The sequence below is a fragment of the Janthinobacterium pasteuri genome (assembly GCF_051380775.1).
GTDB lineage: Bacteria > Pseudomonadota > Gammaproteobacteria > Burkholderiales > Burkholderiaceae_D > Janthinobacterium.
In genome coordinates this window covers 1-14,332 of the sequence record NZ_JBNYXS010000009.1, presented here as the reverse complement: position 1 = coordinate 14,332, position 14,332 = coordinate 1, and the positions used below count along the sequence as shown (strand labels likewise).

Genomic DNA, 14,332 nt, shown 5'->3' with positions numbered 1-14,332 from the left:
CCCCGTCGGCTAGCTGTCGCGCCTGGCTGCGTTGACGCATCCCAGCAAACTATTCGCTGAGGTAGTGCCATCAGCAACAGCCGGCCTGAGGACGGGTGATGCGCTCTGCCATTTTTCCGCCATCGAGCTGAGAAAGCAGAAAACCGTGGTGCGCCGGGGCAAAAATACGCTTTTTTCAACTTTTATCCATCTGGGAGTACTGTATTTTGAACCTTAAAAACCCCGTTTCGACCGCGCTGTGCAGCATCGTCATCGCCTTGGCCGCCGCAGGCCTGAGCACCAGCGCCATGGCCAAGCCATTCGTGCTGGCCTATACCGACGGGCAGAATCCCCAGTCCTTCAGCAACCTGCGCAACTTTTATACCAACCTCGATGCGGTCGGCCTGGGTTCGCGCTATGCCCTGAAGGCAAACGGCAGCGTCCTCGACGAAGGCAAAAATACGACCAATGATGATATCGTCCGATTTGCCAATGAAAAACGGCTGCCGGTGTATCCCACGGTGTCCGACTGGAGCAACGAGAAATCTGAATTCGACCGCGTGGTCAGCGACACCATACTCAGCAGCGAGGCCAATCGCACGAACGCCATCGCCAATCTGCTCAGCCTGACGATCAACGGGAACTACGCCGGCATCAACATCGATCTGGAAGCGGTGCAGCCGCCCATGAAGGCGCACTTGTCGACCTTCATTGCCGCGCTGTCGAACGCCCTGCATGCCAAAGGCAAGAAGCTGATCATCAGTGTTCCGCCCATGAGCGGCGACGGTGCGCCTTCGTATATGGCCGGCTACGACTACAAGGCGCTCGGCGCGGCGGTCGACTACTTCCAGGTGATGACCTACGATGAGGCAGGCCCAGGCTGGTCGTCGTCGAGCTCGGGCACCTGGCCCGGTCCGCAAGCTGGACTGGACTGGATGAACGCCAAGCTGAGCTATGCTGTGTCGCGCGTACCGGCCAACAAGGTCTTGCAAGGCTTGCCGACCTACGGCTACGATTACAGCACCGGCAAGATCTCGTACTGGAAAGGATCGAATGGCGTACTTGGCTATAACGACATCCTCAAAGCCCACCCCACCGCCAAGCCATCGCGCGACAGCGCCGCGGCCACCCCGTATGCGGCCTGGGGCACAGTCAAGCAACAAACCAGCGGCGTCGAATGGAGCAATAGCACGAAGCAGCCAGTCCTCTGGTACGACGACGTGCAAAGCATCACCGCCAAAACCGCGTTGGTCAATACCTACAAACTGGGCGGCACCAGCATCTGGGCAATGGGCTATGAAGATGCCGCCTTCTGGGACGCAGTATCGGCCGGCTTGGGTGTGCAGCCGCCTGCCCCACCCGAGAGTCCGGACGGCAACATCGCCGTGGCCGGCAAGGGTTATATCTGGAATGCCAATGCCAGCGCCACCGCCAACACCAATAGCGCGCTTGCGCCGGCGGTGAACGACGGCAACCTCAGCACCACCTTGATGTTGAACAACAACGGCGAAGGGGGCGCGCAGAAATGGCAAGCCGCTGGCGTGATGTTCTCGTCTGCAAAAAGCGTGACGTCGGCAGTGTTCGTGAATGGCGCTCTGGACAGCTACGGCAACGGCTATTTCGAGTCCGGCCTGAGCCTGCAATACACGCTGAATGGCAGCACATGGGTGGAATCGGGCTGGAGCGTCACTCCGGCCTATCCGAACAATGCATCTGCCAGCAGCGTTGCCTACACCTTCAGTGGCAAGACCATCAGCGGCGTGGTTGGCGTGCGGGTATCGGGACGCGCCGGTCCTTCGTCGTGGAGCGGTTCGTTCAAAGAAGTCAAAGTCTTCGGCAAATAAGTCGCTGATGCATTACCCCTCCCGGCGCCAGCAATAGTGCGCTGGGAGGGGCTAGTCTATTCCTTATGCAAACATTTTTCGCCCTGCATTTCTGTTCAGCTTCAGCCAGTTTCGTGCGCACGCAGCGACAAGGGCTGGCGTGACGCGCCCGGCCCTTGCGCGCGGCATGTCACTCGTCGAAATGATGGTGGCCGTGCTGCTGTTGACATTGATGAGCGTCCTCGGATGGCGTGCTCTTGATGGCATTTTGCGCGCGCGCGCGACGCTGCATGAGCAACTGCAGCAGTCACGCAGCGCGCAACTGGCGTTCGCGCAGATCGAGGTCGATTGCCGTCACCTGGTGCGCAGCGCCGACTTCAACGGGCAAGCCACCCTATCCACGGCCAACGGGCAACTTGCCTTGCTGCGCAGCGTGGCCCTTGAGGGGCACAGCGATCAACTGCAAATCGTCGTCTACCGCAACGAAGAAGGCGTACTGCGGCGCCATACCTCGCCTGCCGGCAGCGATCTCAAGGTACTGGCGGCTGCCTGGCAAGCCACACTCCAAGGCCAGGACCATTTCGACGGCGTGACGCTGCTCACGCACGGGGGCAGCTTTGAACTCAGTCTGTGGCGCAATGGCAGCGGCTGGCAATCAGGCGGAAACCCTGGCGCACCGCTCAGACTGCGCACCCGACGGATAGTGCATGCGCCGCAGCCAGACCCTGCGGCGCTGCAAGTTCTGCTGGGCGCCGGCAGCCCTGCCGGGACGCTGACCCACCTGTTCCTGCTGGAGGCGCACTGATGCCCGCGCGCGCGGGGCGCTACTGTCGGCATGGTCAGGCTCAGCGAGGGGTGGCGATCATTACGGCACTGCTGCTGACCACGCTGGCCGTCACCGCCGTCACAAGCCTGTTCTGGATGCAGCAGGTGCAGGTGCGAGGAATGGAAAACCAGCGCCAACGCGTACAGACGCAATGGATATGGCAGGCAAACCTGGACTCGGCGCAACTGATCCTGCGCCAGGATGGCGCAAGCCGTCCGGCATACACAACATTCGACGGAGCATGGAATGCACCGATGGCAGACATCCGTCTGGATCACTATGTCGAGCATGAACTTGCCGCAGACGAGCGCTCGCAAGCGCACATCGGCAGCCGCATGATAGACGCCCAGTCGCGTTACAACGTGAGTAACCTTGCCACGCTGCGCACACCGGATCCCGCTGAAATACGCGTTTTCGAACGCCTGCTGGCCAATCTGCACCTGAATCCGGGCCTGGCCTTGCCCACCGCCCTCGCCATCGCCGCTACCCGGCAAGCCGAGGCAGGCGCGACAGGCGCAGACCGCCCTGCATTGAAACGGATGGATGAGCTGCTCGGCATTGCTGGCTATACGCCGCAGATAGTGCTGCTGCTAAGCGAATACGCGGTGCTGCTGCCACATCCGACGGCTGTGAATGTGAATACGGCGGCGCCAGAAGTGCTGGCGGCCGCCATCAATCTTTCCATGCCGGAGGGACGCCAGCTGGCGGCGCGCCGGCAACACGCTTATTTCAGAACGATGGACGAATTCAACGCGGCGCTGCGCGGCCAACGCTTGCCCGATGCGCTGCGCATCGATATCAGAAGCGATTACTTTCTACTGCAAAGCGCGGTGCGCGTGGGCCGCAGCGCGCTCGACGCAACGGCCTTGATTCATCGCCAGCGCAGCGCTGCCCCCACCACCAGCGTCGTGTGGACGCATCAGGACTAAGCTGTCAGCGAGCGCAGGGCGCGGGCAAGATTAAAACGTTCCCGGCAGCAGGATTTTCTTGTCCACATGCTGCAGGTCGCGCAAGCCGCAAAAGGCCATCGTCAAGTCCAGTTCGTTGCGGATGATGTCCAGGCATTTGGTGACGCCCGGCCCGCCCATGGCGCCCAGGCCGTACAGGAAGGGGCGGCCGATGTACACGCCTTTCGCGCCCAGGGCCACGGCCTTGAGCACGTCCTGGCCCGAGCGGATGCCGCCATCCATGTGCACTTCGATCTGGCTGCCGACGGCGTCGACGATGGCGGGCAAGGCTTCGATCGACGATTGCGCGCCGTCGAGCTGGCGCCCGCCGTGATTCGAAACGATCAGCGCGTCGGCGCCACTGTTCACGGCGAGGCGCGCGTCTTCCGCATCCATGATGCCCTTGATGATGAGTTTGCCGCCCCAGCGCTGCTTGATCCATTCCACATCCGCCCACGACAGGCTCAGGTCGAACTGCTGCTGCGTCCAGGCCGACAGGGACGACATGTCGGAGACGGACGTGGCGTGACCGACGATATTGCCGAAGCCGCGCCGCTTCGTGCCCAGCATGCCCGCCACCCAGCGCGGCTTGGTGGCCATGTTGATGATGTTGGGAATCGTCAATTTCGGTGGCGCCGACAGGCCGTTGCGCAAATCCTTGTGGCGCTGGCCCAGCACCTGCAAGTCAAGGGTCAGCACCAGCGCGGCGCACTTGGCCGCCTTGGCGCGGTCGATCAGGCGGTTGATGAATTCGCGGTCTTTCATCACGTACAGCTGGAACCAGAACGGTTTCGTCGTGTTCGCCGCCACGTCCTCGATCGAGCAAATGCTCATGGTCGACAGGGTGAACGGCACGCCGAATTTTTCAGCTGCCTGGGCCGCGAGGATTTCGCCATCCGCATGCTGCATGCCCGTCAAGCCCGTGGGCGACAGGGCCACCGGCATCGACACGTGCTGGCCCACCATGGTCGAGGCCAGGCTGCGATTTTCCAGGTTGACGGCCACGCGCTGGCGAAATTTGATTTTGGCAAAATCGCTGTTGTTGGCGCGGTACGTGGATTCTGTCCAGGAGCCGGAATCGGCGTAGTCGTAAAACATGCGCGGCACCCGTTTCTGGGCCAGCACGCGCAAGTCTTCGATGCAGGTGATGATACTCATGCGTTTCCTCGGTCGATGACAAGTCGGACCATGATCGTGCATTTGCTGGCAATTGTCTATCCGGCAGGCAATGCCACCGGCCGTCGCGCCACACTTACCAGTCGCGCGCGCCGAGTATCTTCTCGCCCAGCGCAGTCAAGCGCGCCTGCGGATAGCGCAGCTTTTCCTTTTCCTCGGGGTCGCCGGGGAATGCATAACCCTGCGGCGCGCTGCGCTCGCGCCAGCTTTGCACGCGCCAGTCACGCAAAGTTTGATTGTCTTCCTGGGCTGGCGTAAAGGAAATGTATTGTGCCAGGCGCACCTGGTCGGTCGACGTGTTCGGGCGGATGCCGTGCGCCAGCAGGCTGTTGAAGATCAACAGCTCGCCTTTCTTCATGGCGATGAATTCCATCGGGTATGGCACCGTCTCCAAGTCCGGCTGCCATGGGTTGCGATCGAGTGGCACGGTCTTGCGCCACGCCAGCAAGTTGTTGAACAGTTCCGGATAGCATTGAAAACCGCCGCTCTCGGGCGTGGTGTCGGACAGGGCCAGCACGCCCTGCACATTGACGGGCAGCGGGTCGAGCGTGGTATCGGCGTCCCAGTGAATGAAGCCGCCAAACTTGCGCTTGCCATTGTTCGGCGTGTTCAGGTTGGCGCGGTCGATGGTCACCCACAAATCCTGACGGTCCCAGATGTCGACGAAGGCGTCATATACCCGTTGGGTCTGGCGGTTATCCCACAGGGTCTGGTTATGATAGGCCTCGACCATGCCGGAGCCGTTGAGTTCCTTCATCGCATGGTCGCGCAGCTGGTCACGGTTCCAGGTGGCAGAATCGTGCTGGTCCAGTCCTTGAAACTCCCACAGGAAATCCGTGGTGCGCCGCACTTGCTCGGGCGACACCGCATCCTTGACGATGACGTAGCCATAAGTTTGCCAGTGCAAAAAATCGCTGTCGGACAGCACGCGCAGGGGCAGCTGTTTCTGGATGTCGCGCAACTGGGTCTGTTCCGTGTAGGCCACGGACGGGTTGCCGGGACGGTCTTCGCCGTATTGATATTTGTCTTGCATCGCTGTCTCCTGTGTTGGTGTGAGACAGATTGTGCGATGGCACGGCGCCATGAAATGCGCGCTGAGCGGCCAATACTGATACGATCCTGACTATTCAATCCCTCAAAACGTCACAATGACGCCTTTATTCGAACAAGTCACCATCCCCACGGGCCACTCCTGGGGCTTGCTGTGGCGCGAACTCGACGCCATCCCTTTCATCTGGCATTACCACCCGCAATTCGAGCTGACCCTCACCATCAATGCACGGGGACAACGCTATATCGGCGACCACCTGGGCGACTTCGAGCCGGGCGACCTGGTGCTGCTGGGGCCGAATTTGCCCCACACCTGGTCAGCCAGCGAGCGCATCGACGGCGCGCAGCCCATGCTGGCCGTCGTCGTGTGGTTTTCATTGGAATGGGTGGAGCAGCTGGCGGCCTGTTTTCCCGAGTTGCACAGCTTGCGGCAACTGGCGGCCCGCGCCGGCCGTGCCCTGCATTTTTCAGCGGACAGGAGCGCGCGCAGCGCAGATAAACTGCTGCAACTGAATGCCCTGCCCGTGCCGCAGCGCTTGCCGCTGCTGCTCGACGTGTTGCTGGATCTGGCGGGAGATACGGGGGCGCAGCCGCTGGCCTCGATGGCGCAGGCGCCGCTGCCCGATGGCCAGCAAAAGCGCATGGCCAGTGTGTTTGATTTCATGCACGCGCATTTCCGGGAAGAGATCGCACTGGAGACGTTGGCGCGGCAGGCCGCCCTGTCGCTGGGCGCCTTCCACCGCTGCTTCAAGCGCCACGCGCATTGCACGCCGGGCGAATACCTGGCGCGGCTGCGCATCGGCCGCGCCTGCCAACAGCTGATCGAGAGCAATCTCGCCATCGCCGTCATCGCGCAAGAGGCGGGCTACCGCAACCTCGCGCATTTCAACCGCCAGTTTCGCGCCGCCCGGCATGTCACGCCGCGCGCATTCCGCCTGCAATACCGGCGCGGCGCCGAACGCGCATCATAAATCTATTCGGAAACGAAAAAGGGGATCAGATTTTACAATCTGACCCCCAATATTCTGGTGCGGCTGGCAGGAATTGAACCCACGACCCCTTGGTTCGTAGCCAAGTACTCTATCCAGCTGAGCTACAGCCGCCTAAGACAAGATTATAGCAGGGCTTTGCAGAATGGCAAAGGGCGCCGTGCGGAAATTTCACAATTGCCCAGGCCGCCAGCATGACCGCTGCCTGCCCGCCGCGAGAACGAAAAAAAACCCGGAAAGCGAACTTTCCGGGTTTTTTCACTACTGCTGATACTGGTGCGGCTGGCAGGAATTGAACCCACGACCCCTTGGTTCGTAGCCAAGTACTCTATCCAGCTGAGCTACAGCCGCAAACTCTGACACACTTCGCCGGACTGCGCGAAGCTTGAAACTTTCATCAAAACGCAGCGAACTGCGTTTTAGTAATACTGGTGCGGCTGGCAGGAATTGAACCCACGACCCCTTGGTTCGTAGCCAAGTACTCTATCCAGCTGAGCTACAGCCGCAAAACTTTTACAACAGTCCATCAACAACATGGATTTGAAACTTTTTACAACAAAACCAGGCTAAGTCTGATTTTCAGTATTCTGGTGCGGCTGGCAGGAATTGAACCCACGACCCCTTGGTTCGTAGCCAAGTACTCTATCCAGCTGAGCTACAGCCGCGCAGGCAAACATTATAGCGTATTCATTTCGCTTTGAAAAGTTCGATTTTTCAATCGCTTAGCTGATTTTGCAGAATACCGCCCCGCAACATCAAGCATCTTTTCACTGCCGAAAAGCCTACGCCTTTCATCGATGGACACACTTGCTTTCACAGTAGCATCCAGCGCATCGAGAAGTTGCTGTCTCGAAAGAAGCGGGATTATAGGGACTGCATTCCCACCTGTCCAGTGCTATCTGCAGGCGGCACGCAAGCGTGCGGTGCCGGCACGCCGCTTGGGGCTACAATACTTGCCAGACAGGGGCGCTTGTGCTTCCTCTCATGCATGACGGCAGGCAGTTCCATGAGGCCCCACTCACTGAGCTTAGCGATGGCGGCCCGGAGGGGCAACAGCCTGTGCGGCAGACTCACCGTTGCAGGATTTCCGATGGCTAAGCATGACCGCAAGAAATATCTGCCCCCCCCATCAGCGCCGCTGAGCTTGTCAAACGAGCGCCTGGCCACCTTGCTGGAGAGCATCACCGACGGCTTCTGCCTGCTCGACCGCGACTGGACCATCCGCTACATCAATACGCGTGGCGCCGACATGCTCGCACCGCAGCGCCCGCCCGGCAGCCAGCTGGCAGGCAGCAGCCTGTGGCAAGCCTGCCCCGACTTGCAGGGCACAGAACTGGAAGTACAGTACCGGCGCGCCATGACGCAGCAGCACAGCGGCAGTGTCGAACTGCCGTATCCATCACTGGGGCGATGGCTGGAAGTGCGCATCTTCCCGTCCAGCGAAGGCTTGACCACGTATATCCAGGACATCAGCCATCGCAAGACGGCCGAAGAAAGCTTGCGCCGCAGCGACGAGGACTTGCGCGCGCTGGCCAATTCCATCCCGCAATTGGCCTGGATCGCCAGCGTCGACGGCACCATTGCCTGGTACAACCAGCGCTGGCACGACTATACGGGCACCAGCGCGGAACAGATGGCGGGCGAGGGCTGGAGCATCGCCTATGACGCGCGGCACCTGCCTCTCATGTTGCAAGGCTGGAAGGCTGCGTTGCGCGATGGCACGCCCTTCGAAATGGAATTTCCCATCCGTGGCACCGACGGCCAGTACCGCTGGTTCCTGACGCGCGCCAACCCCGTGCGCGACCGGGGCGGCGAGCTGCTGCGCTGGTTTGGCACGAGCACCGACGTCGACCAGGTCAGGCGCGCGCAGCAAGCCTTGCGCGACGAGACGCGCATACTGGAATTGCTCAATAACACGGGCGCGGCCCTGGCCGGCACGCTCGACTTGCCTGCCCTGCTGCAGGAAACCGTCGATGCGGCCACGCGCATCAGCGGCGCGCGCTTTGGCGCCTTTTACTATGACGATGCGGGAGATATCCTCGACAGCCCGGGCGCCCCGCCCGCGGCGCGCGCCGTCAACGGCATCAGCCTGCACCAGGCCGATGCCATTGCCGTGCAACTGCGCCAGGGACCGGCCATGCGCCAGAACGACTTGCAGACCGCGCCCGACGCCAGCGCCGACGGCGCGCCGCCGCTGCACAGCTGCCTGAGCCTGCCCGTCAGCTCTCGCTCGGGCATGTTGCTGGGGCGCTTGCTGCTGGGCCATCCGCAGACGGGCATATTCAGCGCGCGCAGCCAACGCATCGTCTCGGCCATCGCGGCCCAGGCCGCCGTCGCGCTCGACAATACACGCCTGTACGCAGCCGCCACGCGCGCCGCCGACGAGCGCAAGGTGCTACTTGACAGCGAACGCGAGGCGCGCGCCGAGGCCGAGCGCACGAATCAGCTGAAAGATGATTTTCTCGCCACCGTGTCGCACGAACTGCGCACGCCGCTGTCGGCCATCCTGGGCTGGGCCCAGGTACTGCGGCGCGGCACGCGGGACCAGGCCGACCTGCACCGTGGCCTGCAAAGCATCGAACGCAATGCGCGCGCGCAGGCGCAACTGATCGAAGACTTGCTCGACATGAGCCGCATCACCTCCGACAAGGTGCTGCTCGAGCTGCAAACCATCGCGCCCGCCAGCGCCATTGCCTCGGCCATCGAAACCCTGCGCCCGGCGGCCGACGCCAAGCACATCGCCATCCACTGCAACATCGCCAGCGATGCGGGCAGCATCACGGCCGACCCCGGCCGTATCCAGCAAGTGATCTGGAACCTGCTGTCGAATGCCCTGAAGTTCACGCCACAAGGGGGGCGGGTCGATATCGGCGTGCGCCGCGAGAGCACCCGTCTGGCCATCACGGTGGCCGACAACGGCGTAGGCATCAAGAAAGACTTCCTGCCCCACGTATTCGACCGCTTCCGCCAGGCCGACGCCTCTACCACGCGCCGGCATGGCGGCCTGGGACTGGGGCTGGCGATCGTCAAGCACCTGGTGGAACAGCATGGCGGCACGGTCACGGCCAGCAGCGCCGGCGACATGCAGGGCGCCAGTTTCACCGTGCGCCTGCCTCTGGACACGCCGGCCGCTGCCGCGCGCCCGGCGGGCAGCACCCCCGTCCGCCAGGCCTGACTTGCGCGGCGTCAGGGTGCTGCTGGTCGGTGACGAGGCCGATGCGCGCGAACTGACGGAACGCATCCTGCGCGACAGCCATGCCGAAGGGCATGGCGCCGCCAGCGTGGCGCAAGCGCTGCAACTGCTGGAGCAGGTGCAGCCCCATGTGCTGGTGAGCGACATCGGCATGCCCGATACAGACGGATTCGCCTTGCTGGCGCACATCCGCGCGCACGCTTCCCCATATGCCGCCCGGCTGCCCGCGCTGGCGCTGACGGCGTTTGCGCAACCACAGGATCGCCAGCGGGCGCTGACCAGCGGCTTCCAGGGCTGGGTCTCGAAACCGCTGGACCCGGGCGAACTGGTGGCGGCCGTGGCGCAACTGGCGGCGACGCGCGTTACGGCACCACCCTTAAAAAGATGATGCAAAGAAATACATAGTGCAGAACATAATAGCTATTTTTGTGGGTTGGCCTTCCTACTTTCAGACGCGGCACTGTCCTACAAGCAACTAAGCTGAAGTTTGCTACACTGAAATCCAGAAGCGCACCTGTATGGCGGGCAGGAAACAGGCAGCCTTGGCTGCTATCAGTGGCAGAAGCGAGTTCAAGCGCTGTTGTGCGCCCTATCTTGTTGCAAGGCGCTACTATCTTTCCCACCGCCGCCAGCCGATCATCAGCGGTAGACGCCAGCGTTGCATAGACCGTATTAACCGAGACCCACCATGCCCAGCCAAGATGAGATTTTGAAAGCCAAAATTTTGGTCGTCGACGATTCGCCCGACAATGTCGACCTGATGCTGGAAATCCTGCGCGATGCCGGCTATACCAATGTCACGGCCACCATGCGTCCGGCCCAGGTCTGCCCCCTGCACCGGGAACATTGCTACGACTTGATCTTGCTGGATCTGCAAATGCCGGAGCTGAATGGCTTCCAGGTCATGAAAGGCTTGAAGGAGATCGAGCATGGCGGCTACCTGCCCGTGCTGGCTCTGACGGCACAACCGAGTTTCAAGATCGCCGCCCTGGAAGCGGGTGCGCGCGACTTCATCAGCAAACCGTTCGACCTGATGGAAGTGCACAAGCGCATCCACAACATGCTGGAAGTGCGCCTGCTGTACAAGGAACTGGCGCAATACAGCAAGCAGCAGCAGGAACTGGCGCTGCACGACCCCCTGACGGGCTTGCCGAACCGGCGCCTGCTGGAAGACCGCATCGAGCACACCCTGCAGCAATCGGCCCGCAGCCGCAGCAAGTCGGCCATCCTGTACCTGGACCTGGACGGCTTCAAGGCCATCAACGACAGTTACGGTCACGGCTATGGCGATGAGATCCTGAAAATGGTGGCGGCACGACTCGTGGGCGCGTCGCGCAAGGAAGATACGGTGGCGCGCATCGGCGGCGACGAATTCGTCATCGTGCTGGGCAACCTGGCCGGCAAGGGCGACGCGCGCGAACCGGCCGCCAAGCTGATCGAAGTCATTTCCGAACCGTATTTCATCAATGACCTGACCTTGCGCCTGTCGACCAGCATCGGTATCGCCATCTACCCGGACGACGCCAGTACCGTCGAGTCCCTGCTGGGCGCAGCCGACACGGCCCTGTATGAAGCCAAGCGCTCCGGCAAGAACCGCTTTTGCTGCTCGCCCCACGACGTGATGGTGTCGCAGGTCAACATGCAGAAAAGCAGCATCCCCTCGATCGCCTGAATTTTACTGCGCGCGGCGCGTAAAAAACCGGCTGGCCATCATCACGGCCAGCCGGTTTTTTATTGTAGCGACACTTTATTTCTTGCCAGCCGTCACTTCATGCTGACCCGCATGCTGGTGGTCCGTTTGCGCATTCACGGTGTCCGGCGCCACTTCGATGCGCGTGATGCCGGCATCGACGGAAATCGGGTCGCTGGCGGGGAAGGTCATTTCCACGGCGTCGTCGAGCAGTTCTTCCTTGGCCCGTTCTTCGCCGCTCATGCCCTCTTCATCGGCCAGGATGGCCAGCGCACTGGCCCATTTGACGAAATTGAGGTTGGACAGTTCGCGCACGGTGTGCACGCCAAATGCCTGCTGCAAGGCTTTGGCGTCCTTCGCGCTGACGCCGCGCAGGGCGCTGATGGGGGCATTGACGATGTCACGGAAGCTTTTGTCGAGGTATTCCTGGTCGACGATGGTATCGATATTCATGGCATATCCTTTCGTTTCGGTAAACGGGCCGGTGCTGCGCCCTGCGCCGCATGGCGGCTATGCTGCATGGGGAGAATGCATGACCCCACTATGGCAGCGCGCAGCGTCCCGGTATGTGCGCAGCCGTACGAAACGACGGGAACAATTCCACCTGGCGAAAACGATAATCTTGCCTATGATATAAAAATGATGGGAGGAGATTAAAATTGCCGAAAAGACAGAAATTTTCCATCCATGCGCCCTGCGATGAAATCATCATGTATGATCCACCACTTGAATTTGGTCCACCTTTCACCATTCACGGGGCGCTATGTCCGCACAAACAAATCCGAACAAGGAAGCGGCCCAGGCCGATGCGGAACGCGCCGCCGACCTCAGCGAGTTGCTGGGTCATGTCAACACCAGCTGGGACAATGAACGGCGCGCCCTGTCGCGCCAGTTGCACGACAGCCTCGGTTCATCGCTGACGGCGCTGACCATGCACCTGTCGCTGCTGACGCAAAAAATGCCACAGGAAGCGGCCTTGCTCGACCGTGCGGCGACCATGAAGCAATTGCTGCTGAATGTGATTGAAACCAATCGGCAAATGCAGATGAAGTTGTGGAACGACAAGCTGGAGTTTCTCGGCGTGAACGTAGCGCTGGGCGAGCTGGCCGCGCAATTTGCCGAACAGCACAAAATTACCGTGCGCTGCAGCCTGCCCGACGATGAACTGATTTGCCCGCGTAACGTGGGCGTGGCCCTGCTGCGCACTCTGGAAGAAGCGCTCAGCAACATCGCCACGCACGCCAACGCCACAGAAGTAGACATCATCATCGATGACAATGATGAAGCGCTGATGATGACCGTCAAGGATAACGGCAGCGGCCTGCCGGCGAGGGAACCCGTGGAAATGAGCAAGCACGGCCTGCGCTCCGTGCGCGAACGCGTGCACTACCTGGGAGGCAGCCTGAGCCTGACAACCATCCCGCAAGGCGGCACGGCCCTGACCGTCGTCTTGCCGCGCATTAATCCGAAAGAATAGTCCTTGCCAGGCCGCATCGGGCCAGAACACTGCCGGGGCACCCCGAACCGAAAAACGATTCGATGAAAGGAGACCGCATGCAACGATGCATCCCCACCCTGCTGGCAGCGCTGCTGGCCATGAGTACCGCCCAGGCTACGGAAAAAGCCGTGCGGCCGCCGGAAACGGTGGACAAGCTGGCCTGGCTGGCCGGCTGCTGGAATGTCGATGGCGCCGAACCCGGTTCCGGGGAACAATGGAGCACGGCCGCCGGCGGCACCCTGCTCGGCGCCAGCCGCACCGTCAAGGGCGGCAAGACGACGGCCTTTGAATTCGTGCAGATCCGCCTCACCGAGCCGGGCCAGCTGGCCTACATCGTCCAGCCGTCGGGCCAGCCGCCCGTGATCTTCAATCTGCTGCGCCAGGACAAACCGAATGAATTCATCTTCGCTAACCTGGACAATGACTTCCCCAGCCGCATCATCTACCGCCACGACAGCGAGCGCATCTTGCACGCCAGCATCACCGGCACCTTGAAGGGCAAGCTCACCACCATCGACTTTCCCATGACGCGGGGCCACTGCGAAGCTGCGCCCATCGCACGCGGCAAATAAAAAGGGGCCGCAATGAACTGACCCCGTAAAGTTGGACGGTTAAGTTTGTTAGGTAGCCAAGGGCTGGGTTCTGTATTGCACAGGACTCAGCCCTTTTAGTTTCATCTTGATGCGGTCGTGATTGTAATATCGGATGTACTTCTTGATGCCAGCTTGCAGCTCGTCGACGCTGCCGAATTTGTTCAAGTAAAAGAACTCCGACTTCAACACGGCAAAGAAACTCTCCATTGCTGCGTTGTCGAGGCAATTGCCCTTGCGCGACATGCTTTGTACAACCTGTTTCTGTCGCAGTGCGCGCTGGTAGGCCGGCATGCGATATTGCCAGCCCTGATCGGAATGCAGTACCAGACGATCACTGGCCTTTAGCTTAGCCAATGCCTTCTTGAGCATCGATCCCACCAACTCAAATGCTGGCCGTTTCGCCGTCTCGAAGGCGATGATTTCGCCGTTATACAAATCCATCACCGGCGAGAGATACAGCTTTTCGCCAGCGACATTAAATTCGGTCACATCCGTTACCCATTTCTGGTTGGCACCAGTGGCCTCGAATTGGCGCTTCAGCACATTCGGGGCGGCCTGGCCCACCTCG

At 61.1% G+C, this 14,332-nt stretch carries 13 protein-coding genes and 4 tRNA genes; 9 read left to right on the top strand and 8 right to left on the bottom strand.

Annotated features, from left to right (window positions below; translation table 11 throughout):
- Window positions 1-206: 206 nt before the first annotated feature.
- From ACQ4WN_RS11330 to gspK, 3 genes are all read left to right on the top strand, one after another.
- On the top strand, window positions 207-1,823 hold the full coding sequence (locus ACQ4WN_RS11330) for a glycosyl hydrolase family 18 protein (RefSeq protein WP_436551629.1): 1,617 nt from the start codon (window positions 207-209) through the stop codon (window positions 1,821-1,823).
- 166 nt (window positions 1,824-1,989) lie between these two features.
- Complete coding sequence (locus ACQ4WN_RS11325) at window positions 1,990-2,607, top strand: PulJ/GspJ family protein (protein ID WP_436551628.1); 618 nt, start codon at window positions 1,990-1,992, stop codon at window positions 2,605-2,607.
- Window positions 2,607-3,557, top strand: coding sequence for a type II secretion system minor pseudopilin GspK (gspK, locus tag ACQ4WN_RS11320; protein ID WP_436551627.1), 951 nt, complete (start codon window positions 2,607-2,609; stop codon window positions 3,555-3,557). Before ACQ4WN_RS11325 ends, gspK begins: the two co-directional genes overlap by 1 nt.
- A gap of 30 nt (window positions 3,558-3,587) precedes the next feature.
- Here gspK and ACQ4WN_RS11315 read toward each other — a convergent pair whose 3' ends face one another.
- A complete protein-coding gene (locus ACQ4WN_RS11315) occupies window positions 3,588-4,733 on the bottom strand; it encodes an alpha-hydroxy acid oxidase (protein WP_436551626.1) in 1,146 nt (381 codons plus the stop codon).
- A gap of 94 nt (window positions 4,734-4,827) precedes the next feature.
- The gene (locus tag ACQ4WN_RS11310) at window positions 4,828-5,784 is read right to left on the bottom strand and encodes a phytanoyl-CoA dioxygenase family protein (protein ID WP_436551625.1); all 957 of its coding nucleotides are present in this window, start codon (window positions 5,782-5,784) and stop codon (window positions 4,828-4,830) included.
- Window positions 5,785-5,899: 115 nt separating this feature from the next.
- Here ACQ4WN_RS11310 and ACQ4WN_RS11305 point away from each other — a divergent pair, with 115 nt between their 5' ends.
- Window positions 5,900-6,772 (top strand): helix-turn-helix domain-containing protein, encoded by an 873-nt coding sequence (locus ACQ4WN_RS11305; RefSeq protein WP_436551624.1) that lies wholly within the window; start codon window positions 5,900-5,902, stop codon window positions 6,770-6,772.
- Window positions 6,773-6,827: 55 nt separating this feature from the next.
- Here the strand turns inward: ACQ4WN_RS11305 and ACQ4WN_RS11300 are convergent.
- The 4 genes from ACQ4WN_RS11300 to ACQ4WN_RS11285 all read right to left on the bottom strand — a co-directional run bounded on the left by ACQ4WN_RS11300 (window position 6,828) and on the right by ACQ4WN_RS11285 (window position 7,455).
- Window positions 6,828-6,904 (bottom strand) — tRNA-Arg (locus tag ACQ4WN_RS11300).
- Between the two features lie 160 nt (window positions 6,905-7,064).
- Window positions 7,065-7,141, bottom strand: a tRNA-Arg gene (locus ACQ4WN_RS11295).
- A 78-nt stretch (window positions 7,142-7,219) separates the two neighbouring features.
- A tRNA-Arg gene (locus ACQ4WN_RS11290) sits at window positions 7,220-7,296 on the bottom strand.
- Window positions 7,297-7,378: 82 nt separating this feature from the next.
- Window positions 7,379-7,455: transfer RNA gene (locus tag ACQ4WN_RS11285), tRNA-Arg, on the bottom strand.
- Window positions 7,456-7,880: 425 nt separating this feature from the next.
- On the opposite strand from ACQ4WN_RS11285, the gene ACQ4WN_RS11280 reads away from it, so the two are divergent.
- From ACQ4WN_RS11280 to ACQ4WN_RS11270, 3 genes are all read left to right on the top strand, one after another.
- Complete coding sequence (locus ACQ4WN_RS11280) at window positions 7,881-9,965, top strand: PAS domain-containing sensor histidine kinase (protein WP_436551623.1); 2,085 nt, start codon at window positions 7,881-7,883, stop codon at window positions 9,963-9,965.
- Between the two features lies 1 nt (window position 9,966).
- Complete coding sequence (locus ACQ4WN_RS11275) at window positions 9,967-10,371, top strand: response regulator (RefSeq protein WP_436551622.1); 405 nt, start codon at window positions 9,967-9,969, stop codon at window positions 10,369-10,371.
- Between the two features lie 300 nt (window positions 10,372-10,671).
- A complete protein-coding gene (locus tag ACQ4WN_RS11270) occupies window positions 10,672-11,655 on the top strand; it encodes a response regulator (RefSeq protein WP_436551621.1) in 984 nt (327 codons plus the stop codon).
- Window positions 11,656-11,730: 75 nt separating this feature from the next.
- On the opposite strand, the gene ACQ4WN_RS11265 is transcribed toward ACQ4WN_RS11270, so the two are convergent.
- Entirely contained in the window at window positions 11,731-12,126 is a 396-nt protein-coding gene (locus ACQ4WN_RS11265) for a hypothetical protein (protein WP_436551620.1), read from the bottom strand.
- Between the two features lie 310 nt (window positions 12,127-12,436).
- Between ACQ4WN_RS11265 and ACQ4WN_RS11260 the strand changes: the two genes are divergently transcribed.
- Complete coding sequence (locus ACQ4WN_RS11260; protein WP_436551619.1) at window positions 12,437-13,150, top strand: sensor histidine kinase; 714 nt, start codon at window positions 12,437-12,439, stop codon at window positions 13,148-13,150.
- A 77-nt stretch (window positions 13,151-13,227) separates the two neighbouring features.
- Window positions 13,228-13,743 (top strand): DUF6265 family protein, encoded by a 516-nt coding sequence (locus ACQ4WN_RS11255; protein ID WP_436551618.1) that lies wholly within the window; start codon window positions 13,228-13,230, stop codon window positions 13,741-13,743.
- A gap of 48 nt (window positions 13,744-13,791) precedes the next feature.
- Here the strand turns inward: ACQ4WN_RS11255 and ACQ4WN_RS11250 are convergent.
- Window positions 13,792-14,332 (bottom strand): IS3 family transposase (locus tag ACQ4WN_RS11250; RefSeq protein WP_436551617.1); only part of this gene is annotated, 541 nt, incomplete at its 5' end.